Annotated in this window: 23 protein-coding genes and 2 pseudogenes; 18 read left to right on the forward strand and 7 right to left on the reverse strand. The window is 69.2% G+C overall.

Translation table 11 applies throughout. From position 1 onward, the window contains the following. Window positions 1–209 precede the first annotated feature (209 nt). The 12 genes from OG588_RS39660 to moaA all read left to right on the forward strand — a co-directional run bounded on the left by OG588_RS39660 (window position 210) and on the right by moaA (window position 12326). Window positions 210–1067, forward strand: a complete 858-nt coding sequence (locus OG588_RS39660) for a helix-turn-helix transcriptional regulator (RefSeq protein WP_405951448.1) — start codon at window positions 210–212, stop codon at window positions 1065–1067. A gap of 121 nt (window positions 1068–1188) precedes the next feature. After that, window positions 1189–1788: a flavodoxin domain-containing protein gene (locus OG588_RS39665; protein ID WP_405951449.1), complete on the forward strand. Its 600-nt coding sequence runs from the start codon at window positions 1189–1191 to the stop codon at window positions 1786–1788. Between the two features lie 45 nt (window positions 1789–1833). Then, entirely contained in the window at window positions 1834–2223 is a 390-nt protein-coding gene (locus OG588_RS39670) for a nuclear transport factor 2 family protein (RefSeq protein ID WP_405951450.1), read from the forward strand. Window positions 2224–2252: 29 nt separating this feature from the next. Continuing rightward, window positions 2253–2954, forward strand: a complete 702-nt coding sequence (locus OG588_RS39675) for a type 1 glutamine amidotransferase domain-containing protein (protein WP_405951451.1) — start codon at window positions 2253–2255, stop codon at window positions 2952–2954. 48 nt (window positions 2955–3002) lie between these two features. Beyond that, complete coding sequence (locus tag OG588_RS39680; RefSeq protein WP_385738996.1) at window positions 3003–3341, forward strand: MoaF-related domain-containing protein; 339 nt, start codon at window positions 3003–3005, stop codon at window positions 3339–3341. A 93-nt stretch (window positions 3342–3434) separates the two neighbouring features. Further along, complete coding sequence (locus tag OG588_RS39685; protein WP_405951452.1) at window positions 3435–4304, forward strand: helix-turn-helix transcriptional regulator; 870 nt, start codon at window positions 3435–3437, stop codon at window positions 4302–4304. A 225-nt stretch (window positions 4305–4529) separates the two neighbouring features. Beyond that, on the forward strand, window positions 4530–5951 hold the full coding sequence (locus OG588_RS39690) for an MFS transporter (RefSeq protein WP_405951453.1): 1422 nt from the start codon (window positions 4530–4532) through the stop codon (window positions 5949–5951). A 262-nt stretch (window positions 5952–6213) separates the two neighbouring features. Next, window positions 6214–6852 (forward strand): (2Fe-2S)-binding protein, encoded by a 639-nt coding sequence (locus OG588_RS39695; RefSeq protein ID WP_405951454.1) that lies wholly within the window; start codon window positions 6214–6216, stop codon window positions 6850–6852. A gap of 10 nt (window positions 6853–6862) precedes the next feature. Further along, window positions 6863–7843 (forward strand): FAD binding domain-containing protein, encoded by a 981-nt coding sequence (locus tag OG588_RS39700; protein WP_405951455.1) that lies wholly within the window; start codon window positions 6863–6865, stop codon window positions 7841–7843. Continuing rightward, window positions 7840–10032 (forward strand): xanthine dehydrogenase family protein molybdopterin-binding subunit, encoded by a 2193-nt coding sequence (locus tag OG588_RS39705; RefSeq protein ID WP_405951456.1) that lies wholly within the window; start codon window positions 7840–7842, stop codon window positions 10030–10032. Before OG588_RS39700 ends, OG588_RS39705 begins: the two co-directional genes overlap by 4 nt. Before the next feature lie 150 nt (window positions 10033–10182). Next, window positions 10183–11343, forward strand: coding sequence for an XdhC family protein (locus OG588_RS39710; protein WP_405951457.1), 1161 nt, complete (start codon window positions 10183–10185; stop codon window positions 11341–11343). Then, window positions 11337–12326, forward strand: coding sequence for a GTP 3',8-cyclase MoaA (moaA, locus tag OG588_RS39715; RefSeq protein ID WP_405951458.1), 990 nt, complete (start codon window positions 11337–11339; stop codon window positions 12324–12326). The genes OG588_RS39710 and moaA overlap by 7 nt, the downstream gene beginning before the upstream one ends. A gap of 82 nt (window positions 12327–12408) precedes the next feature. Here moaA and OG588_RS39720 read toward each other — a convergent pair whose 3' ends face one another. Continuing rightward, a complete protein-coding gene (locus OG588_RS39720; RefSeq protein WP_405951459.1) occupies window positions 12409–13059 on the reverse strand; it encodes an N-acetylmuramoyl-L-alanine amidase in 651 nt (216 codons plus the stop codon). A 137-nt stretch (window positions 13060–13196) separates the two neighbouring features. Beyond that, complete coding sequence (locus OG588_RS39725; RefSeq protein ID WP_405951460.1) at window positions 13197–14078, reverse strand: helix-turn-helix domain-containing protein; 882 nt, start codon at window positions 14076–14078, stop codon at window positions 13197–13199. A gap of 179 nt (window positions 14079–14257) precedes the next feature. Here OG588_RS39725 and OG588_RS39730 point away from each other — a divergent pair, with 179 nt between their 5' ends. The 4 genes from OG588_RS39730 to OG588_RS39745 all read left to right on the forward strand — a co-directional run bounded on the left by OG588_RS39730 (window position 14258) and on the right by OG588_RS39745 (window position 16868). Beyond that, entirely contained in the window at window positions 14258–14923 is a 666-nt protein-coding gene (locus OG588_RS39730) for an SDR family NAD(P)-dependent oxidoreductase (protein ID WP_405951461.1), read from the forward strand. Between the two features lie 191 nt (window positions 14924–15114). Beyond that, window positions 15115–15462, forward strand: a complete 348-nt coding sequence (locus OG588_RS39735) for a cyclophilin-like fold protein (RefSeq protein ID WP_405951462.1) — start codon at window positions 15115–15117, stop codon at window positions 15460–15462. Window positions 15463–15491: 29 nt separating this feature from the next. Continuing rightward, on the forward strand, window positions 15492–16259 hold the full coding sequence (locus OG588_RS39740) for a glucose 1-dehydrogenase (protein ID WP_405951463.1): 768 nt from the start codon (window positions 15492–15494) through the stop codon (window positions 16257–16259). A gap of 270 nt (window positions 16260–16529) precedes the next feature. Beyond that, window positions 16530–16868, forward strand: a complete 339-nt coding sequence (locus OG588_RS39745; RefSeq protein WP_405951464.1) for a hypothetical protein — start codon at window positions 16530–16532, stop codon at window positions 16866–16868. 277 nt (window positions 16869–17145) lie between these two features. Here OG588_RS39745 and OG588_RS39750 read toward each other — a convergent pair. Beyond that, window positions 17146–17343, reverse strand: a pseudogene (locus tag OG588_RS39750) (CorA family divalent cation transporter); the annotation flags it as partial. Window positions 17344–17869: 526 nt separating this feature from the next. Between OG588_RS39750 and OG588_RS39755 the strand changes: the two are divergent. Next, complete coding sequence (locus tag OG588_RS39755) at window positions 17870–18442, forward strand: TerD family protein (protein ID WP_405951465.1); 573 nt, start codon at window positions 17870–17872, stop codon at window positions 18440–18442. Between the two features lie 402 nt (window positions 18443–18844). Here OG588_RS39755 and OG588_RS39760 read toward each other — a convergent pair whose 3' ends face one another. The 3 genes from OG588_RS39760 to OG588_RS39770 form a co-directional block, all read right to left on the reverse strand. Next, entirely contained in the window at window positions 18845–19771 is a 927-nt protein-coding gene (locus OG588_RS39760) for an alpha/beta fold hydrolase (RefSeq protein ID WP_405951466.1), read from the reverse strand. After that, window positions 19768–19956: a hypothetical protein gene (locus OG588_RS39765; RefSeq protein WP_405951467.1), complete on the reverse strand. Its 189-nt coding sequence runs from the start codon at window positions 19954–19956 to the stop codon at window positions 19768–19770. Before OG588_RS39765 ends, OG588_RS39760 begins: the two co-directional genes overlap by 4 nt. A gap of 260 nt (window positions 19957–20216) precedes the next feature. After that, window positions 20217–20798: a hypothetical protein gene (locus OG588_RS39770; protein WP_405951468.1), complete on the reverse strand. Its 582-nt coding sequence runs from the start codon at window positions 20796–20798 to the stop codon at window positions 20217–20219. Between the two features lie 135 nt (window positions 20799–20933). Here OG588_RS39770 and OG588_RS39775 point away from each other — a divergent pair. Next, a pseudogene (locus OG588_RS39775) lies at window positions 20934–21799 on the forward strand (galactose oxidase-like domain-containing protein); the annotation flags it as partial. A 33-nt stretch (window positions 21800–21832) separates the two neighbouring features. On the opposite strand, the gene OG588_RS39780 reads toward OG588_RS39775, so the two are convergent. Continuing rightward, entirely contained in the window at window positions 21833–22891 is a 1059-nt protein-coding gene (locus tag OG588_RS39780; protein WP_405951469.1) for a PucR family transcriptional regulator, read from the reverse strand. Window positions 22892–22919: the final 28 nt, after the last annotated feature.

The following is a 22919-nucleotide window of genomic DNA, read 5'->3' on the forward strand; positions in this document are numbered from 1 at the left end:
CAGCGGTGCAACCCGGACGTGCCGGATTTGTCGACGAGAGTTAAAAGGGTGTACAGAAGCGCCGACGGCCTGTGAAAAACAATTGCCGGCCTCTGACCCTGTCACCACCCGCAAGGCCCGTACAGAGGAGAATTTCACCCCCGGAGGGATGTATCCAGGGATAAAACCTTCCTACCCAGCCGAGTGGCGGACCGCGCAGACTGGACAGTATGAACAGCAGTCCGCACCGTAAGGAGCTGGGTCAATTCCTGAAGTCCCGCCGGGCCGAGCTCAGCCCCCGTACGGTCGGTCTGCCCGAAACCGACCGGCGTCGCCGCGTGGCCGGACTGCGCCGGGACGAGGTGGCCGTGCTGGCCGCCATCAGCACCGACTATTACACCCGTCTGGAGCAGGGCCGTATGGCCCCTTCCGCGTCCGTGCTGGCCGAGCTCGTCCGGGTTCTGCATCTCAGTGACGACCAGCGAGACCATCTGTTCGAGCTGGCCGGAAGGGAAGCCGGCCGGGCACGGCGGCGGGCCCCGCAGAAGGCGCATCCCCGGCTGCGCACCGTACTGAACGAGCTCAACGTGGCCCCCGGCGTGATCCTGGGCCGGCACCTGGACATCCTGGCGTGGAATCCGATGGCCGCCGCGCTGTTCGGCACCGATTTCGCGACGATCCCCCAGCCGCAGCGCAACTACGTCCGGCAGCTCTTCACCGCCCCGGCCATGAGAACGCTGTACGCCGACTGGGAGGACTCCGCCCGCAACACCGTGGCCGTGCTGCGGCAACAGGCCGGGGCCTGCCCCGACGACCGGAGACTGGCCGACCTCGTCGGTGAGCTGTCGGTCAAGGACGACCAGTTCCGCCAGTGGTGGGGAGGCCACCCTGTGGTGCCCCGGACCGGCGGCACCAAGGTGTTCCACCACCCGGTCGCCGGTGAGCTCTCCCTCGCCTGGGACGCCCTCACCTGCATGACCGACCCCGATCAGCAGCTGATCGTCTGGAGCGCCGAACCCGACTCGCGCACGTACGAGGGCCTGCGCTTCCTTTTCTCCTGGTCGGCGACCCCCGCCACGAATTCGTAAAATCGGCAGAAGATTCCCGGCGTAAAGCCAGGGACTAATCCTTCCTACCTTCGCTGTCGAATTCCGTGCCATGCTTCCAGAGAACGATTCAACGCAATCCTTTTCGAGGAGCAATACCCCCATGTCCTCCACCTCCCGCCCCAAGGTCGCCGTCGCTTTCCATTCCGGCTACGGCCACACCGCCGTCATAGCCGAGGCCGTGGCGCGCGGTGCCGCCGAAGCCGGTGCCGAGGTGATCTCCGTCCCCGTGGACACGATCACCGACGAGCAGTGGGCGCAGCTGGACGCCGCTGACGCCATCATCTTCGGTGCCCCCACCTACATGGGCACCGCCTCCGCCGCCTTCCACACCTTCGCCGAGGCGAGCAGCAAGCGCTGGTACACGCAGACCTGGGCCGACAAGATCGCCGCCGGTTTCACCAACTCCGGTGCCAAGAACGGCGACAAGTCCTCGACCCTGGGCTACTTCTTCACCATGGCCGCCCAGCACGGCATGCACTGGGTCAGCCTCGGCGTGCAGCCGGGCTGGGCCTCCACCGAGGGCAGTGAGGACGACGTCAACCGTCTGGGCTACTTCGTCGGCGCAGGTGCTCAGACCCCGGTCGATGCCGGCCCGGAGGCAGTCCACAAGTCCGACATCGCCACCGCCGAGGGCCTCGGCGCCCGCGTCGCGCAGCAGACCGCCTTCTTCCGCGCCGGCCGCGCCGCCCTCGCCGCCTGAACCCCAGAACCTCACCCGCAGCCTGACCCGCAAAGGAGCAGCACCATGTCCGACTCCCCGAACCTCGCTCTCGTCCGCCGCCTCTACGACTCCGGCATGGCCCCGGACGTGGCCGCAGAGGTCATCGACCCCGACATCGTCTGGGACATCACCCCCGGCTTCCCCTACGGCGGCGTCTACAAGACTTGGGCGAGCGCCGGCGGCGACTTCTTCGGCCGGCTCGCGCCCCGCTTCACCTCCTTCGGCGCGGTGGCCGAGGACTTCTACGACGCCGGTGAGCACGTCTTCGTCCGCGGCCATTACCACGCCGTGTCCAAGTCCGGCGCGGAGTCGGACGCCCGCTTCATCCACCTGTGGACGGTCGGCGACGGCAAGCTCACCCACCTCGTGCAGGCCGCCGACAGCCACGTCGTCCAGCAGGCCGCGAACAACTGACCGCCCGTACTCACCCCAGGAAGCACCCCATGGCGAAGATCCTCTTTCTCATCACCGCCGCCGACCACTGGACCCTGGCCGACGGGTTCGAGCAGCCGTCCGGCTTCTGGGCCGAGGAGGCCATCGGCCCGTACGGCGTCTTCAAGGAGGCCGGCTACGAGATCGCCGCGGCCACCCCGGGCGGCGTCCCGCCGACCGCCGACGCCCTCAGCCTCACACCGGACTTCAACGGCGGCGAGGAGGGCGCCGAGCAGATGAAGACCGCCCTGCGCGAGGCCACCGAACTGGCGAACCCGATCCGCATCGAGGACGTGAACATCGACGACTACGACGCCGTGTTCGTCCCCGGCGGCTGGGGCCCGATGGAGGATCTCTCCGACGACCCCGCGGCCGGCAAGCTGCTCAGCGACTGGCTGGCTTCCGGCAAGCTCGTGACGCTGGTGTGTCACGGACCGGCCGCGCTGCTGTCCACCGTGGACGCCGACGGCAAATCCCCGTTCTCCGGCTACCGCCTGACCGGCCTGTCCAACTCCGAGGAAATCCAGAACGGCCTCGCCGACCGGGCGAAGTGGCTGCTCCAGGACCGTCTCGTCTCTGACGTCGGCGCGGACTACCACAAGGGCGAGGAGAACTTCGCCCCCCACCTCGAGGTGGACCGCACCCTCATCACCGGCCAGAACCCCGCCTCGGCCGTCCCGCTCGCCCGGGAAGTCGTCAAGACCCTCGGCTAAGGACACCCCGCACCGCCGCTCAAAGGCTCAAAGAAAGAGGCAGTACCAATGGACGACAACGTGACGCTCCCCAGCGTGGGCCAGACCTGGCTGGCGGACCTCGGCCCGGACACTCCGCTCGGCCACTTCACGGTGGAGATCACCTTCGACTCGGCGACCCAGGTCAGCTTCGAGGTGACGGGTGGCGCCATCAAGGGGCGTAAGCAGACGATGGAGTACACCACCACCCAGCTCCGCGACGGCCTGTTCGTCGTCCGCTGGACCGAGCCCGACGCCGGTGACCACGTCACTCACATCGAGGATTACACCGAGGGCACGTGCATGGCCAGCTCGGTCATCGGTGGCGAGTTCGTCCAGCTCCACGGGAAGTGGAGCCGCGTCCGCTGATCCCGCAGGGCAGCACGCTTCTCGGGGGGTGAGGACTTCCAGGGACAAATCTCTCCCCCTGACAACACCGCGTTCTGATGCCAGGGTGATGGCATGAACCGCGATCCTCACCGCCACGATCTGGGGGAATTCCTCAAGGCGCGCCGCGCCGAGCTCGACCCGGCCGCCGTCGGTCTGCCCGACGGCGGCTCGCGTCGTGTCGCGGGTCTGCGCCGTGAGGAGGTCGCCGTACTGGCGGCCATCAGTACCGACTACTACGCCCGCCTCGAACAGGGCCGTATCCAGCCGTCGCCATCCGTGCTGGACTCCCTGGCCCGGGTGCTGCACCTGGACGACGACCAGCGCGCCTACATGTACGAGCTCGCGGCCAAGGACGACTTCCGCCCACCCCGCCGACAGCCGCGCCTCAAGGCACAGCCGCAGCTGCAGCGCATGCTCGACGACATGGCGCACACCCCCGCCTTCGTGATCGGCCCGCGCACCGAGATCGTCGCCTGGAACGCCATGGGCGCCGCCATGATCACCGACTTCGGGAAGATCCCCGAGAAGCAGCGCTACTACATAAGGCTGCTCATCACCGACCCCACGATGCGCGAGCTGTACGCGGACTGGGAGGGCGTCACCCGGCTGGCCATCGCCCAGATGCGGATGCACAACACGAACAACCCCGGGGACCCGCAGCTCGCCGCCCTGGTGGGCGAGCTCTCGGTCCGGGACGAGCAGTTCCGCCAGTGGTGGGGAGCCCACAAGGTCGCCGTCAGAGACACCGGGACCAAGCACCTGCGCCACCCCGTGGTCGGGGACCTGCATCTCGACTGGAACGCCGTCACCTGGGCCGCCGACCCCGACCTGCAGATCATCGTGTGGACCGCCGAATCCGGCACACCCACCCACGACAGCCTGCGCATGCTGGCGTCCTGGGCGGCGGACCCCAGCCACTCGACCAGCGACAGCTCTGCCTGACCGCAGCTCAGGTATTCCCTTCAAAGGGGGAGCCTTTTTCTCCTACGTGCCCCGGGCCTAGGAAAAGGCTCTCCCTTCTTCGTGTACGGCACTCCTGGCACGCTCGTCACGAGGCCGACCGCGCCGCGTGTCCCCGCCCCCGGTCCGGTCCCCTTCCTACTGGTTCCTCAGCGCCGAGGCGTCCGACCCGCCTGCTCATACGCCAGGAAAGAGATCCACCTCCCCATGTCCCTGACCCAGTCCCATCCCGTGACCTTGCCCTCGGCCGCCCCGGAACCGCGCTGGACCGCACGCCTCTGGGCCGTCCTCGCCGTGCTGTGCCTGGTGCTGTTCCTCGACGGCCTCGACGTCTCCATGGTCGGCGTCGCCCTGCCCTCCATCGGTCACGACCTCGGCATGGCCACCGGCTCACTGCAGTGGATCATCAACGGCTACGTCCTCGGCTACGGCGGCCTGATGCTGCTCGGCGGCCGCACCGCCGACCTGCTCGGACGCCGCCGCGTTTTCCTGATAGCGCTGGCCGTCTTCGCCGCCGCCTCGCTGCTCGGCGGCCTCGTCGACAGCGGTTCGCTGCTGATCGCCACCCGCTTCGTCAAGGGCGTGGCCGCCGCTTTCACCGCGCCCGCCGGCCTGTCCATCCTCACCACGACGTTTCCGGAGGGCCCGCAGCGCAACCGGGCGCTGTCGGTCTTCAGCCTCTTCGGCGCCCTGGGCTACTCCTCGGGCCTGATCCTGGGCGGTCTGCTCACCGGGATCGGATGGCGCTGGACCTTCCTCATGCCGGTCCCGCTCGCCCTGCTCGCACTGGTCGTCGGCCTGATCCTGATCCCGCGCGACCGCCGCGCCGAAACCGGCGGCCAGGACCCGGCCGGAGCGGTCACCCTCACCGCGGGCATGCTGCTCGCCGTCTACGCCGTGGTCACCGCCCCTCAGACGGGCTGGACCTCCGCGGCGACGCTCGCCGCCTTCGGTATCGCCGTCCTGCTGCTGCTCGCCTTCGTCCTGATCGAGAAGCGAGTCCGGCACCCGCTGGTCCGCTTCGGCATCCTGCGCAAGGCCACCACGGTCCGGGCCAACCTCAGCATCATCGCGCTGATGGGCTCCTACCTCAGCTTCCAGTTCATGATGACCCTGTACCTGCAGGACGGGCTCGGCTGGTCGCCCCTGCGCATGGCCTTCGCGCTGCTGCCGGTCGGCCTGATCGTCGCCGTCGGCTCGCCCCTCACCGGCCGACTCGTCAACCGCTTCGGCACCGCCCCGCTGATCATCACCTCGATGACCTCGCTGACCCTCGGCTACGTCTGGTTCCTGGCCACGGCCGGCTCCTCACCCGACTACGTCACCGCCATGCTCCCGTCCCTGCTGCTCCTCGGCGGCGGCTTCGCGTTCGGCTACAGCGCCATCATGGCCCAGGCCACCGAAGGCATCGACGACTCCGAACAGGGCCTCGCCTCCGGCTTGGTGCAGACCTCCGGCCAGGTCGGCGCCGCCCTAGTCCTCGCCGTACTCAGCGCCGTGATCGCCCAAGCCGGCGACAGTGGCGGTGACTTCACCGCCTACCGACCCGGCCTGAACCTGGTCACCGGCGTCGCGGCGATCGGGCTGCTCCTGAACCTGGTCCCCGTGCTGCGCCTCCGGCGACGCTGAGCCGCCCGAGTCGGGTTTCCGCGAACAGAGGTCACGCCAGGTCCCGAAGTGCCGCGCGCTTACCGCCTACTTGCGGACAGGGAAACCAAGGGGGGATAAAAGTCTCCCTGCCATGGGTGGTGTCGGTGGTGCAAGACTTCCGGCGTGATCAGCCGCCTTGCCGAGGCGAGGGGTCACCCTGATTCCCGCGGTGACGTCGATCCCGTGCCTTGTCTCCCGCTGGTGTACACGACTGATCCGTCCGTGATGCAAAGGCGTACGTATGTCCTCTGAACTCTCTGAATCTGCTGTTCCTCCCCCCACTGGAGCCAGTGAGTCCACCTCGGGGCCCAGCCGGCGCACCTTCATCGCCACCAGCGCCGCGGTGGGCGGTGTCGTGGTGGCTGGAGGAACGCTCCTGGCCGGCTCCGAGGAAGCGGCCGCCGCCGGGGCCGCACCCTCCAGCCGTGTCTCCCTGACGGTCAACGGAACCCGCCGGACGGTGACCGTGGACAACCGGACCTCGCTGCTGGACCTGCTGCGCGAGCACCTCGGCCTGACGGGCTCGAAGAAGGGCTGCAACGCCGGCGCCTGTGGAGCGTGCACGGTGCTGGTCGACGGGCAGCGGGTCAACTCCTGCCTGACACTGGCCGTTCGGCTGGAGGACGCCGAGGTCACCACGATCGAGGGCCTGGCCGAGGGCGACGAACTGCACCCGCTGCAGCAGGCGTTCATCGACGAGGACGCCTTCCAGTGCGGGTACTGCACCCCGGGCCAGATCATGTCCGGCGTCGGCTGCATCCAGGAGGGCCACACCAACTCGCCGGAGGAGATCCGGGAGTACATGAGCGGCAACGTCTGCCGCTGTGGCTGCTACGTCAAGATCGTGCGCGCGGTCGAGCAGACCGCTGCTCGGAAGTAAGGAGCGGCCCGTGCATCCCTTCGCCTACACCCGCGTGAACAGTGTCCGGGAAGCCCTGGACGCCGGTCGACGCGGCGGCCGTTACATCGCCGGCGGCACCACCCTGGTCGACCTGATGCGCGAGACCGTCGAGACCCCCGACACAGTGGTCGACATCAGCGCCCTGCCCCTGCGTGAGATCACCGCCACCAAGGGCGGGGGCATCCGCATCGGCGCCTTGGCCCCGATGGCCGTGGTGACCGCCGACGCCAAGCTGAACTCCCTCTACCCGGTAGCCGCCCAGGCCCTGCGGGGCGCCTCGGCCCAGCTGCGGAACATGGCGACCATCGGCGGCAACATCATGCAGCGCACCCGCTGCACCTACTTCCGTGACGTGACCGCCGACTGCAACAAGCGCGAGCCCGGCTCCGGCTGTGCCGCCCTGAACGGCTACAACCGGGGCCACGCGATCCTCGGCGGCTCCGATCACTGCGTCGCCGTTCACGCCTCCGACTTCGCCGTCGCCCTCACCGCCCTGGAGGCGACGGTCCGCCTGCAGGCCCCTGACGGCAAGGAGCGCAGCCTGCCCTTCGCCGACTTCCTGCTCCGCCCCGGCAGCACCCCGCAGCGCGAACAGAACATCCGGCAGGGCGAGTTGATCACAGCGGTCGAGATCCCGGCGTATCAGCGTCCGCTCAAGTCGGCCTACCTGAAGATCCGCGACCGGCAGTCCTACTCGTTCGGGCTCGCCTCGGCGGCCGTCGCGCTGCATGTACGCGGCGGAGTGATCCGCGAGGCGAAGGTCGCCGCCGGCGGTGTGGCCACCGTGCCGTGGAAGCTGTCCGCCGTCGAGCGTGCCCTGATCGGCGAGCGCCCCTCGGACCGGCTGTGGGCCGAGGCTGCCAGTCACTCGGCCGACGGCGCCCGCCCCCTCCAGTACAACCGGTTCAAGGTCGAGCTGCTGAAGCGAACCGTCGAACGCCAGCTGCGCACCGTAGGAGAAATGGAATGAGCCCCCAGCCGCAGGCAGCCGTAGGTGCGCCGCTGTCCCGCGTGGACGGCCGGCTCAAGGTCACCGGCAAGGCGGAGTACGCCGCCGAACACGACATCAAGGGCGCCGTGCACGCCGTCATCGTCGACGCGAGCATCGGACGTGGCCGCATCAGGTCCATCGACACACGCGCCGCCGAGAAACACGCGGGCGTGCTGCGGGTGATCCACCACGGCAACGCCCCGAAACTGCCCTACCGCGACAACACCGGCTCCAACAACCCGGCCGGACGCAGACTGCGCGTCTTCCAGGACGACCAGGTGCTCTTCCACGGCCAACCGATCGCCGTGGTGGTGGCCACCACCCTGGAGGCCGCCCAGCACGGCGCCAGCCTGGTCAAGGTCCGCTACGACGCCGAAAAGCCCTCGACCGACATGACCAAAGCCAAGCCAGGCGAGCCGACGCGTTACGCGCGCGGGGACGCGGAAGCAGGGCTGCGCTCCTCCGCCGTACGGCTGGACCTGACGTACGAACTGGCCCGCAACCACCACAACCCGATGGAGCCGCACGCCACCGTCGCCCGCTGGGACGGCAACCGGCTCACGGTCTGGGACAAGACACAGTGGGTGATGGGCACGCACGACGAGATCGCCGCGGTCTTCGACCTCCCGGCGGACGCGGTGCGGGTCATCAACCCGTTCGTCGGCGGCGGCTTCGGCAGCGGACTGCGCTGCTGGCCGCACACCATCGTCGCCGCGCTGGCCGCGCGCGTGACGCGGCGCCCGGTGAAGCTGGTGCTGTCGCGCAAGCAGATGTACTTCGGCACCGGATTCCGGCCGGCCTACGAATACCGTCTGCGCCTCGGCAGCGACCGGCGCGGCCGGCTGAACGCCGCGATCCACGACATCGACCACGAGACCTCGTCGTACGAGACGTTCTTCGAGGCCGTCCTGGGCACGGGCCAGATGATGTACAGCATGCCCAACGTCCGCCAGGCGTACCGCCAGGTGCCGTTGGACGTGAACACCCCGATCTGGATGCGCGGACCCGGCTTCGCCCCCGCGTCGTTCGTGATCGAGTCGGCCATGGACGAGCTCGCGCACGGACTCGGCATCGATCCGATCGAGCTGCGCCGGCGCAACGAACCGGCCCAGGACGAGTCGACCGACGAGCCGTTCTCCACCCGGCGACTGAGCGAGTGCTACACGGTCGGCGCCCGCGAGTTCGGCTGGGACCGCCGCAACCCCGAGCCGCGCTCCACACGGGACGGGAACCTGCTGATCGGCCTGGGCATGGCCGCCGGGGCCTACGACTGCGGGCGGTTCCCCGCGCAGGCCCGGGCGCGCCTGGATGCCGACGGCACGGCGGTCGTGGAGGCGGCCACCACCGACATGGGGCCGGGCACGTACACCTCCCAGACCCAGGTCGCGGCCGACGCCCTGGGTCTGACCATGCGCACGGTCACGTTCCGGCTGGGTGACTCGGAGTATCCGTTCACCTCGCCGCACGGCGGTTCGGCGACCATGGCCAGTGTCGGCTCGGCCGTCGTCGACGCCTGCAACAAGGTGCGGCAGCAGGCGATCAAGCTGGCCGTGGAGGACCGGGAGTCGCCGCTGTACGGGGTGAACGCGGACGACGTGGTCGTGCGCAACGGCCGACTCCACGTGCAGAACAACACGGCGCGCGGTGAGACGTACAAGAGCCTGCTGGCCCGCAACGACCGCTCCCAGCTGGAGGCGAACGGTTCTTATGAGGGACCTGGCTCCGAGCGCTCCGCCTACTTCGCCTACAGCGCGACCTTCGCCGAGGTCTCGGTGGACGCCGACCTGGGGCTGGTACGGGTGCGGAAGATGCTCGGCGTGTACGACGCGGGGCGGATCATCAGCCCCAAGCTCGCCGAGAGCCAGGCATTCGGCGGGATCGTGGGCGGCATCGGCCAGGCGCTGTTGGAACACACCGTCACCGACCACCGCGACGGGCGGATCGTCAACTCCAGCCTCGCCGACTACCTCGTGCCCGTGAACGCAGACGTCCCCGAGATCAGGTCGATCTACCTGGAGGGCGAGGACAACGCCGGCAACCTGCTGGGCGTCAAGGGACTCGGCGAGGTCGTCCAGGTCGGTGTGGCGGCCGCGATCGGCAACGCGGTCTTCAACGCCACCGGCCGACGGATCCGCCAACTGCCCATCACTGCCGAGGCATTGCTCTGACGACACCGCCTCCATAGACGGGTCCGGCAGCCGAACCCCCCGTACGGCTGCCGGACCTCCGCGGGCCGCCGCCGCGCATGCCCCCCCCCGTTGACGCGGCGGCGGCCCGACCCACCTTCTGCGACAGCGACCGTCTGTTCTGGAGCCCCCATGCTGAACATCGCGGACACACTGCACCGCTGGTGCCACGAGGAACGCCCCTTCGCCCTGGCCACGGTCGTCGACGTCACCGGCAGCGCACCCCTGCCCATCGGTACGTCGGTTGCGGTGGACGAGGACGGCAACGCCATCGGCAGCATCTCCGGAGGCTGTGTCGAAGGCGCGGTGTACGAGCTGTGCCGGCAGGTGCTGCAGGACCAAGGGCCGGCCCAGCGGGCCTGGTTCGGCTACTCCGACGACGACGCCTTCGCCGTCGGGCTGACCTGTGGCGGCGAACTCGACGTACTCGTGCAACGAGTCGACCCGGGCGCCCAGCCGTATCTCGGCGCCGCGTTCGCCGAGGCGGTCGAGGGGCGGCCCGCCGCCATCGCCCAGGTCGTGGACTGCTCCCTTGCCGGTGCCACGTTGAGTGTGCTCGGCGACAGCTGGATCGCCGACCGCGCGCTCGGCGACGGGCCGACCGGCCGGGCCGTGGGAGACCGGGCCACCGCCCAACTCCGCAGCGGACGCACCGGACTTGTCTCTCTCGGCGGAGACGCCGACACCTGCCCCGAGCAGCTCACCGTCCTCGTCCACGTGGCCGCCACCCGCCCCCGCATGCTGATCTTCGGCGCCATCGACTTCGCCGCCGCCCTCGCTCAGGCCGGCCGCTTCCTCGGCTATCACGTCACCGTGTGCGACGCCCGCTCCGTCTTCGCCACCGAAGCCCGCTTCCCGCACGCCGACGAGGTGGTCGTCGACTGGCCTCACCGACACCTGGCCCAGACAGCCGTGGACGCCCGGACCGCCGTCTGCGTCCTGACCCACGACGCCAAGTTCGACATCCCGCTGCTCCAGCTCGCCCTCGACCTGCCCGTCGGCTACGTGGGCGCCATGGGCTCCCGACGCACCCACGACGCACGTCTCGGCCGCCTGCGCGAAGTCGGCGTCACCGAGGAGCAGTTGGCACGGCTCCGCTCACCGATCGGCCTCGACCTCGGCGCCCGCACCCCCGAGGAGACGGCCATCTCCATCACCGCCGAGATCATCGCCCACGCCAACCAGAGCACCGGCCTACCCCTGACCCGGGTCGGCGGCCCGATCCACCGCGTTTCCGGGGCGGTGTCGGAGACGGTGCGGCACGGGAGAGGAACGGTCTCGGGAACGTGCTGATCGACACCTACAGCCGGGTGGCCACCGACTTGAGGGTCTCGCTGACCGACCGGTGCAACCTGCGGTGCACGTACTGCATGCCCGAGGAGGGCCTGCAGTGGCTGACCAAGACCGACCTGCTCACGGATGACGAGATCGTCCGCCTGATCGACATCGCCGTCACCTCCCTCGGCATCGAGGAGGTCCGCTTCACCGGCGGCGAGCCGTTGCTGCGCCCCGGCCTGGTGGGGATCGTCGAGCGGGTGGCGGCTCTGACGCCCCGCCCACGGATGTCGCTGACGACCAACGGCATCGGCCTCAGCCGCACCGCCACCGCGCTGAAGGCGGCGGGTCTGGACCGGGTCAACGTCTCCCTCGACACTCTCCGCCCGGACGTCTTCAAGACCCTCACCCGCCGAGACCGGCACAAGGACGTCATCGAGGGCCTGTACGCCGCCCGAGAAGCGGGTCTGACCCCGGTGAAGGTCAACTCGGTCCTGATGCCGGGCCTGAACGACGACGAGGCCCCCGACCTGCTGGCCTGGGCGGTCGAGCACGACTACGAGCTGCGTTTCATCGAGCAGATGCCCCTGGACGCCCAGCATGGCTGGAAGCGCGACGGCATGATCACCGCACGGGACATCCTGACCTCCCTGCGCACCCGCTTCGAGCTGACGGAGGAGGGCTCCCACGCCCGGGGTTCGGCGCCGGCCGAGCGCTGGATCGTGGACGGCGGCCTGTACCGCGTGGGCGTGATCGCCTCGGTGACCCGCCCGTTCTGCGCGGCCTGCGACCGCACCCGGCTCACCGCGGACGGCCAGATACGGACCTGCCTGTTCGCCCGAGAGGAGACCGACCTGCGCACGGCTCTGCGCTCCGGCGCCGGCGACGAGGTGATCGCGGGCATCTGGCGCGAGGCGATGCGGGGCAAGAAGGCCGGCGCGGGGCTGGACGCCCCGTCCTTCGTCCAGCCGGACCGACCCATGTCCGCGATCGGAGGCTAGGCAATTCTCCCTCTACGGGAAACAGGAGTCCCCTCTAAAGACCTGGAGCCGCCAGGCGTTTCCCGGAGGCGCGGAGGGCGTGTTACCTGGCGGCGCGCACCAGGCGCAGGTAGCGGTCCCAGTGCGGGCCGGGGTCGGTGTGCGTGGCGCCGGGGACTTCGTTGTGGCCGACGATGCGCTCGCGGTCGATGGGGATGCCGTAGCGGGCACTGATGTCGGCCGCCAACTCGGCGGAGGCGCGGTAGGCGGCATCGGTGAACCAGCGGTCCGGTGCGTCGACGAAGCCCTCGTGCTCGATGCCGATGCTGCGCTCGTTCCACTCACGGTTGCCCGCGTGGTAGACCATATCTGCCTCTCGGACCAGCTGGGCGATGTGTCCGTCGGAGGCGCGGACCAGGTAGTGGGCCGCGGCACGGTGGCGCGAGTCCTGGAAGGCCCGGGCGGTCGCGGTGAAGTGGGACTGGGTGACGTGGATGACGATGCGGTCGATGGTGTAGTCGTCGGGCCGGTCGGCGTAGCGGTAGTTGGCGGCAGACGCGGCGATCCACTGTGCGGAGGACTGGTCGACAGTTCCCTTCCGCAGTGCCGCACGCTGCCCGGGGAGCGCATTGCCGGCGCTGACCGCCGCCCCGCCCAGGCCGACGACGAGCACCGCCCCCGCACCCAGGAGGACGGCCCGTCGGGTGGGAGTGGGACGGGCCGGTGGCGGCTGGTCGGGGTGTCTGTCGTTCACGGTGTTGCTGTCTCCGAGGTGGGGGGCGCGTCACGCTCCTGCCCGGCCTGCGGCAGACGGCCGACCGCGACGGCTTCGTTTCCTGGCAGGACACATCGCGCCGTCCGGCTGCTGCTCGACAGGCGTGGTTCCCGTGGTCAGGCGAGAGGAGGAGAGGCCGGCAGATTCTGGTCGGCGGCCCAGGAGGCGAGGATGCGCAGCCGCTCGTGGGTGGGGGAGCCGGGTGCGGCCGTCCAGACGGTGAGGTGCTGGTCGGGGTCGGTGTTGGCGGTCAGGGTGTCCCAGTCCAGGACGAGTTCGCCGACCACCGGGTGGTTGAGGGTCTTCGTGCCCACCGTGCGGGCCGCGACGCGGTGGTCACCCCACCACTGGGCGAACTGCTTGTCGCACAGGGACAGTTCACCGACCAGCTCGATGAGGCGGGAGTTCTCGGGATACTGCGCGGCTTCCATCCGCAGTTGCGCCACAGCGAGCCGCGCGGAAGTCTCCCACTCGGCGTACAGGGTGCGCATGGCCGGATCCGTGAAGATGAGCCGCGGGTAGTTGCGGTGCTTCTCCGGGATCCGGGAGAAGTCGGTGACCAGCGCGGCCGCCAGCACGTTCCAGGCCAGGATGTCTCCGCGCCGACCCTGCACGATGGCGGGGGTGGCGGTCAGATCGTCCGGGACGCGTTGCAGCTGCGGCTGGACCTTCTGTCGGCCCCGGCTGCGGGCGCGGGTGGTGGTCTTGCCGGCGAGCTGGAAGAGATATCCGCGTTCGTCGTCGTCGAGATGGAGCACCCGGGCGAGCGTGTCCAGCACGGGCGCGGACGCCTGCATACGGCCCTGTTCGAGACGCGTGTAGTAGTCGGTGCTGATGCTGGCGAGCTGGGCGACTTCTTCGCGGCGCAGCCCGGCGACCCGGCGGGGGCCGCCGTTGTCGGGCAGGCCGACAGTGCGCGGGCTCAGCTCGGCGCGGCGCTTCTTGAGGAATTCTCCCAGCTCGTTGAGGGGGACATTGCCGGTCATGCCGCTCAGCATGACACCGAACGCACCTGAGGAAGGAGGGAGAGTTTCTGCCCAGGATGTGTCCCTCCCCGGATGTCTTTCTCCGCTTTTCCCTCCTGCACTGGCGTGTGAGGCTCGCCGCAGAGCAGAGGGCCACGCTGGCAAGGTCCTCCCCAACTCTGAGCGGAGCCCCCCACCCACAAGGACTCACGATGACCACCTTCGCCCTCGTCGGCACCGGCACCGGCCTCGGGATCGCCACCGCCCACCGCTTCGGTACCGTCGGCCACACCGTGGCCCTCATCTCCCGCAGCGCCGAGAAGCTGGCCCGACTGACCGCCGAACTGGCCCGCGACGGCATCCAGGCGCGGGGCTTCACCGCCGACGTCCTCGACATCGAGTCACTGGACGCGGCCCTGTACGCGGCCGCAGCCGCCCTGGGGCCCATCGAAATCCTGCAGTACAGCCCCGTCCCTCGCGCCGACTTCATGAAGCCGGTCCTCGGCACGACTGCCGACGACCTCGACGCACCCCTCGCCTTCTCGGTCAAGGGCCCGGTCACCGCGGTGAACGCCGTCCTGCCCGGTATGCGCCAACTCGGCCGCGGCACCCTGCTGTTCGTCAACGGTGGCAGCGCCGTACACCCCCACCTGGACCGGGCCGGCACCTCGATCGCCTTCGCCGCCGAGAGCGCCTACGCCCGCATGCTCCACGATGCCCTCGGCCCGGAGAACATCCACGTCGCCCAGCTGATCATCCCCGGCGCCATCCGCCCCGACGCCGAGCACCGCAGCCCCGACGCCCTGGCTCGGCGCCTGTACGACATCCACATCCGGCGCAACGGCTTCCGCCACTACGCCGAACCCCTGCCTGACTGACTCCACAGGACGATGCGGTGACCCCGACCACCTGTTCCAGCCTTGCCCGTGCCGTCCCGACCGCCTTACTGCTCGTAGTGACCGCCTGTACCGACGAGGCGCCCCCACCCCTGTCTTCCTCGGCCTCCGCGTCACAGCGAACGCCGACGGCCACGGCACCAGCCTCACCGTCTGATGACAAGGACACCGCCATGAACATCCGGCTCACCATCGACGGCAAACAGGTCGACGCCACCCTGAACGACGGCGCCACCGCCCGCGACTTCGCCGCCCTGCTCCCGCTCACGCTGAACCTGAACGACTTCCACGAGACGGAGAAGATCGCTGATCTACCCCGTCGGCTGTCCACCTCCGGCGCCCCGGACACCGCCGAAGCCAAGCCCGGAGACCTGGCGTACTACGCGCCCTGGGACAACCTGGCCCTCTACTACCGGGGCAGCGGCTCCAGCGATGCCGGCCTGATCATCCTCGGCCGCGTGAACGGCGACGCCGAACGCCTCGACACCGCCACCCAGGTCACCATCGAAGCCGCCTCCTGACCCGGCCCACTCTCAACAGGAGAGAAAACGTGAACCCCACCTACGACTTCACCGGCCAGGTCGCCTTCGTCACCGGCGCCGGTTCCGGCATGGGCCTGGCAACCGCCCGCGCCTTCGCCGAGGCAGGGGCTGCCGTCGCCCTCACCGACGTCGACGAAGCGGCCCTGAACGCCGCTGCCAAGGAACTCATCGACTCCGGCCGTCGAGCACTCGCCCTCACCTGTGACGTCAGCGACGAGGACCAGGTGGCGGCCGCGGTCGACCGGACCGTCGAGACCTTCGGTCGCCTGGACATGGCCTACAACAACGCCGGAATTCAGATCCCGCCCAGCGACGCCGCCGACGAACCCGCCGAGAGGTTCGACCACGTCAACGCCATCAACCTCCGCGGCGTGTGGGCTTGTATGAAACACGAGCTGCGGCACATGCGCGCCCAGGGCAGCGGCGCCATCGTCAACTGCTCCTCACTCGGCGGCCTGGTCGGCCTCCCCGGCCGTGCGTCCTACCACGCCTCCAAACACGGCGTGATCGGCTTGACCACCAGCGCCGCCCTCGAATACGCCCCACGCGGCATCCGTATCAACGCCGTCTGCCCCGGCACCATCGACACCCCGATGGTCAGCGACATGATCGCCAAGGGGGAACTGGACCGCGCCGACGCCGAGGCCAACCAGCCCGTCAATCGCCTCGGTACGGCTGAGGAGATCGCCCAGGCGGTCCTATGGCTGTGCAGCCCGGGAGCCAGTTTCGTCGTAGGCGTCGCCCTCCCCGTCGACGGTGGTTACGTCGCCCGATAGCGGCGTGGGAGCAGCCCGCATCGAAAACGCCATTCGCCATCGCTCACCTTGGCCTCTTCCGAGCGCCACAGGCTCAAGGAGATGGCCGACGGTCGCACGACCCTGCATCAGGCCCGACAGCGCGCAGCCAACGTGCTGGTGGCTGTCCGTGGGTGCTCCAATGCCTGAATATCCGCGCAGACGCGGGCTGCATGTGGACACGGTGCGCACCTCCCCGAAGGCCACCATCCTGCCTCTGGAGCAGCGCCTTCCCGTGCGCCCGGCCAGCCGATGCCAGCCGCCGCGCCGCGCACCGGAACGGTCGCCGAGGAGATCGCCGTGATGCGCGAGCGGTACCAGGCCCGCTGCGAGCGCCACTTGGAGAACCTCGCCGAACGCACCTGGCAACGCGGCGAGCGCTCTCTCCAGGAGTCCGAGGCCAACATCAAGCAGGCCGCGGCCGTCCGCTGGGGGGATCCCGGCGCTGACCGGACCGCCTACGGCCGCCGACGCCGTACGGGCACTGGTGAGGGATGCCCGGCAGCGGGCGGTGTGGGAACGGACGGACCTGCTGTGGCAGGAGGCGGCCGCCACCGTGCCCGGTTCTGCAAAAATGCGCACTGTCTGTGACGTGCCGCAGAGGCGGCGACGTCGCGCGGGGTGCCGGGCAGGAAGCCATGCGGGCTAGGCGCCGAAAGCCCAAGGCGCGTGCTGCCATTCGTTTCTCCCCGGATTCTCCCGAGCGACCGCCAACGCGCAAAAGACCTGGTCAGGGGCTCGTTGGAGGCAGGGTGAGGAGATCACCTGCATCACTTCTCCCCAGGGACTCCCCACGGCCGTTTTTGGGTCGATCCGTAGGAGATGCCAGAGCAAAGCGCGAAGGAGGGCTGAGCGCGGTGTGAGGTCTCTAGAGCCAGTCTCGACGCTTGAAAATCACGTACAAACTAACGCAAACCACCCCCATCAAGCCGACCGCGAAGGGGTATCCGAAGCTCCAGCCCAACTCGGGCATGTGGTCAAAGTTCATGCCGTAGATAGTTCCTACGAGTGTAGGAGCAAAGAGAATGGCCGCCCAAGAGGAAATCTTCTTGAAGTTGTCTACCTGGGGGTGCTGACCTGCTGTGATGCTCCCGTCCTCATCTCTGACCTGCGCAGATGGGCCTTTCGGAGTCTTTCAGAATGGTGCTGCGTGACGCAGTCGATTCTCCCCAAGCGCTCCCCAGCGCCGCTCATACTCCCCAGATTCTCCCCACAGGAAGCCCCATTTCGCCGCCCCGGGAGAAGTGGGTGGGCGTCTACCCGGACAGTTTCGGTGCGTACGCCGAGTGACCGTATGGACGGGTCTGTCGGAGGTCGTCGGGCGCATGCAGTGGCTACGTTGCACCGAGACTGTCCGGGAGATCGAAAACAGGAGAAGCGATGAGTCGGTTGTGCGCCGACCACCGTTTCACCGTCCCGCTTTCGTTCTATCTCTTGGGCATCCAGGACAGAGGTGGTCTCGCGTGCCGCCATTGCTGTCGGCTCGGCCCGGAGGTCATCAAGGAAGCATCAAGTGGCTGGTCACAGGCCATACTTGACGAGTAGGGGCCGACCCGTCGTGGGATGGTTCGATGAGGGAAAGGTGGCGTCCGGTGAGCAGCGCGGGCAAGGGGCTGGGGAAGGTCGAGGTGCGACTCAAGTGGGACCCGAGTCCCCTGGGGGAACCGCCTCGGCATCTCGACATCATCGCCACGACCTACTCCGCGGACGACCTCTACGGGCGGCCGGTCTATGTCGTCCACTACGACAGCCGGTCACCCGACGGCACCATCAACATGTCCCGGCATAGCCGGACCGGGCTGGGCTTGGGCTACGTCGAGGTCATGAGTCTGGAGTTCGACAGGTTGGCCTCCGCCTACGGCCGGGTCGTGGTGGGGGTGGCCATCCATCAGGACGGCGGGCGCCGGACGTTCGGCGACATGGCCAATGCCGGTGTGCTGGTTGTCGAGGGATACAGGGAACTACTGGCAGACAACTTCGCCCGGGTCGCCGACGCGACCGCCACGACGGTCGCGGAGTTCACGAGGGACGGCTCCGGTGCCTGGGAGTTCCACGACATGATCCGTGGTTTCGACAGCGACCCGTTGGTCTTCACCATGGAAATGGGTGCCGAGGAGTGCGGACCGGACGACACTCCGGGCACGCGTCCGGCAGGGACGATGTGAGCCCGTGCGCGAGACGCGCGACCTTGTCGCTCGGCATGTGGTGGGCGCTGCTCGCCTTGGTCCTCTGGCTCCTGGGCAAGGACTCGCACAGCCCGCCTCGCCGGCCCGATGAGCGGCTTCGGCGGTCGTTCTCGTCGCTCTCGGGGAAGCCCGCGACTGGCTTCTGGGGTTCGGCTTCCGGCAGAGCGGTACATGCGTCGAGGGCCGTGGGAGTGCTCGGTGGTGGACGCCGTTCACGCGCTGTACCCCACAGCCGAACATGTCGTAGACGATGGCGTGACCTTTGGGGAAGACGACGCTGAGGCGGTACTCCCCGGCGGTGTCCGAGCACAGGTCGTTGAGGATGGCGGAAGTGGATCCCCGCTGCCTTCCGGACGAGACCGGCTGCTGAACGATCCGGTCCTAACGGGCGTGTCGACCGGGCTCGGCAATCGCCTCCGGAGGTGTGAGGAAAGTGCGGATCCTCTCGGAGATCGAGGGCCAGTCCTGGCCGAACCACACAAGGTGTCCGTCGGCCTGGCTTTCCACCAGCTCCGCGCCGGGGATCGTCGATGTGAGGGCCTGGGCATGGGTGAACGGCACCGCCGCATCCTTGCGGGAGGCGATCACCAGCGTGGGCCTGCGGACCTGCGCAGCCAGGCGGGTCAGGGTGGCCGGGGTCCGCAGTGCCTTGAGGTCGTGCACGAAGCCGCGTCCCGATCGCATGCGGGAGAAGAGACCGACGAGTCTGGCCCGGTCCTCCGGTCGCAGAGCCGCCAGCATGTCCCGGACGGGAACGATCGTGAGGTCGCGCAGCAGCAGTCGTAGGCCCGCGTCGGGTGCGCGCCGTAGCAGGGTGTGGAGGGCTGCCCAGGTCACGGCCTCCGCTCCGGCCGCGAAGACGAGGCGGGCGCCGATGCGTGTTCGACGGTCTGGCCAGGGCAGCGGTCCGACCGCGCTCTGCAGGATCAACCGTTCCACCAGCGTCGGGTGACGCGCCGTCATGGCCACCGCAGTTGGGCCGCCGGCCGAGACACCGACCGCCGCGGCGACGGCGCTGATTCCGAGATGAGCGCACAACTCGGCTGTGACATCGGCGAATCCGGTCACCGAGTCCCCGGTGGTGAGCGGCGTGCGGCCGTATCCGGGCCGCGACACCACCAGCAACGAACAGCCGCCGTCGGTGAACACCTCTTCGCCCAGGGAGAGTCCGGCGCGCAGGTGACCGCCGTAGAAGATCACGACGGTGGCCGGGCCGCGGGGTTCGTAGCGGAACTCGACCGGTCCGCGGCTCAACTGCGCTATCCCAGTGGGGAGTTCGTCACGAAGGAGGTCGGCGGTCTTCCTCATGGCAGATCCTTGATTCGGCGCAACTCCTTGCGGATCGCTTCCAGTTCTGTAGCGCCGCGGTCCAGGACGGTGCAGAGGGCGAGTCCCTCGGGGGCTCGGCGGATCGGAGGGCGGATGAGGTGGTATGCCGGGTCCAGGGTGATCAGGTCGAGTCCCTTAGGATTGCCGAGGGCGCTGAGCGTCATACGACCGACCCCCGTTGAGCGGCACGATGTAAGTGGCCGGGCGGACACGTCCCGGTGTCCCGCCTTCGGTGCGCGTTTCTCGCTGGGGACGCGTTTTCCCGCCCACCTTCGCATCCTGCCACTATTCGGAGTCGTTGGTCCCGGCAGCGGTCGGCCAGTCGCATCGCACCGCACTCTCCGGCTCCGGGGGTGCGTTTCGCCCAACGGGCTCCACCCAAGTGGCGTTGAAGAGCTGAGGAGTTGAGGGGTTCTGCGTCGCGTCATCCGGTCCTCCCACCCCGGCGGGTGTCGACGCGCATCCACTCCTCCTCCCATTCCCTCAGACGTCGCCGCTCCAGCCCGGCGCAGGCGAGCTGAGCGCCGCCGAACACGACGCCGGCCGCGCCCGCCGCGGCAAGCGCGCCCGTCCAGTCCGCCTGGAACTCCGCGTCCCCGGGTGTGAGCGGCTTCGCCACGAGCTGCCCCTGCCGGTCGGTCCAGATCGCGACTCGGGTGCCCTTCGGCGTGTTGGGACGTGCCTCTGTACGGCCGGTGTGTGATGAACCGTCTGGAGCGGTCCAGCGCACGGCGGCCCATACGTGGCTGTCGTCCACGGCCTGTGCCGACGTGCTGTCGGCTGCCTTCTGGGTCAGGACCGCCATGATCGGGCGGCGTTCCGTCCGCTGCTGGTCGAGCCCTCGTTTCACAGCGTCCGCTGTCGTCAGCCCCGCGAGGAGGCTCCCGGCCAGCGCGATCAGCCACGCCGCGAGCACGATCCAGGCTTCGACGAGGTCACTGCGGCGCCTGAGCGGACTCCGGCGCCAGCGCCAGGTCCGGAGCCTGCGGACTCGGGTTCCTGCCATGGTCGACACCCCTCGTGCGTACCGCCGCGCCTGCCCCCGTTTCCCATCCCAGTGTCCTCCCGCGGACGTCCTGGAGCACTTCACGTCTGGGGTGGGCGGTGTGCCAATGCTCCGGCGATCGCATCTGTCACCTGCTTCCAGGGCATCCGTCAGGTGTACGAGTTCAACCCGTACACCGAGAAGTTCACCAAGGTCGCCCCGATGAACGAGGCGCGCTGGTACCCGACCCTGACCCGGCTCGCCGCCGGGCGGGTGCCGACCCTGTCCGGCAGGAGTAGTTCATGGTGGTCGGTGGAGGCGGCATCGGTGAGTCCACGAAGTCGTCGCACAAGACCCGGATCACCGACCTAACGGCGATCAGCCCGCACTTCGTGGACGGGCCCGAGCTGGAGAAGGGCATCCGCTACCCGGAGCTGTTGGTCCTTCCGGACGACACCGTCCTGATCACCGGCGGTTCCCAGGACTACGGGGACCCGTCCTCGCAGAACTTCCTCCAGGCCCGCATCTACGACGCGAAGACCGGCACGATGCGCCGGGTCGCCGACCCCGAGGTGGGCCGCAACTACCCATCCGGATCGATCCTGCCGTCCGAAGGACGGGTGATCACGTTCGGCGGCGACTCGCTCTTCGCCGACAAGGTCAAGACCAGGCCGGGGGTCTTCGAGCAGCGGCTGGAGATCTACACGCCGCCCTACCTCTACCGGGATGCGCGGCCGTCACTCACGAGCGGGCCGAGCACCGTCAAGCTCGGCGCAAACGCCACCTTCACCAAGTACGCGTCGGTGATCAAGACGGCGCGGCTAATCCACCCCAGCTCCACCACCCACGTCACCGGCGTCGAACAGCGCTCCATCGCCCTCGCCCTGAAGAAGACCAAGGACGGCACGGGAATCCAGGTCACCGTTCCCGACAACCGCAACCGCGTCCCGGCCAGCTGGTACATGCTCTTCGTGGCCGACGACCAGGCCACGCCGGCCAAGGCACTGGGGGTGCGGGTGCCGCGAGAACGCCGGTGCCGCCTACGCGAATCGCCCTCAGAGCTCCTGAGCGGGCCAGTCCAGCAGACGGGCGCCGATCACCGCGGTCTGGAGCATGTAGCGGTGGGCGGGGTCGGCCGGGTCGGCGCCGGTGAGCTTGTGGATGCGCTCCAGGCGGTACGTCAGGGCGCGCACGCTCAGCGTCAGGCGGCGGGCGGCCTCGGCGGCCACGCAACCGGAATCGAAATAGGTGGTGAGAGTGTCGAGGAGCGGTTCGGCGCCGCCGCGGGCCTTGGTGAGTGGTCCGAGGGTGTCGAGGACGAGGTCGGCCATCGCCTGCCGGTCGCGGGTCAGAACCGGGTAGACGAGAAGGTCGGCGGCGCGCAGCACCGGCCCTTCGAGGCCGAGACGCTCGGCCAGGTCGAGGGCGTTCAGTGCCTCCTCGTACGACTGCACGACCCCGCCGGCGCCTGGCTGTGGACGCCCAACGGCGACGCGACAGCCGTCGGTGGCGGCGTACACCTGCTTGGCGAAGTGGGCGAGGACCTCGTCCTGGTGGCCGGGGGCGACACACAGCAGGCGGCCGTCCTTGGTGGTGAGCAGGATGCTGCGGTCGCCGAAGCGGGCCATGAGCGCGCGCTCCACCTGCCGGGGCACCTGGTCGCCCTCGTCGTAGGCGGCCGGCCCCTGGGCGACGGCGACCGCATGGGCGTGGGACAGACGCAGGCCGAAGCGCTCGGCGCGTTCAGCGAGGCGGCCCAGGTCGCTGCGGCCGTAGAGGAGGTCGTCGATGAACTCCCGCCGGGCCGCCTCCTCCTGTCTTACGGCGAGTCGCTGGGCGCGTTCGTAGCCCTCGGCGAAGGCGTCTATCGCCTGCTCTACGGCGGCGAGTGCGATGTCGGTCGAGCCGGAGGCGCGGGGCCAGGCGAGGCGCGCGGCGGCCAGGTGTGCGCTGACGAGGTCGCGCAGCCCGTGGCCGGCGTCGGCGGCCTGTTCCCCCAGGGTGCGCCGGGACTCGATCTCCTCCCGGGTGAGGCGCCGGCCGGTGGCCGAGACCCCGGTGAGGATCTCGGCGTAGCCGTCCAGGTAGTGGTCGGGAATCCTTCGGTTCGTCATGTGGCCCCCGCGATCTTGATGCATCGGT

The organism is Streptomyces prunicolor, from assembly GCF_045162825.1.
Classification (GTDB): Bacteria; Actinomycetota; Actinomycetes; order Streptomycetales; family Streptomycetaceae; genus Streptomyces; species Streptomyces prunicolor.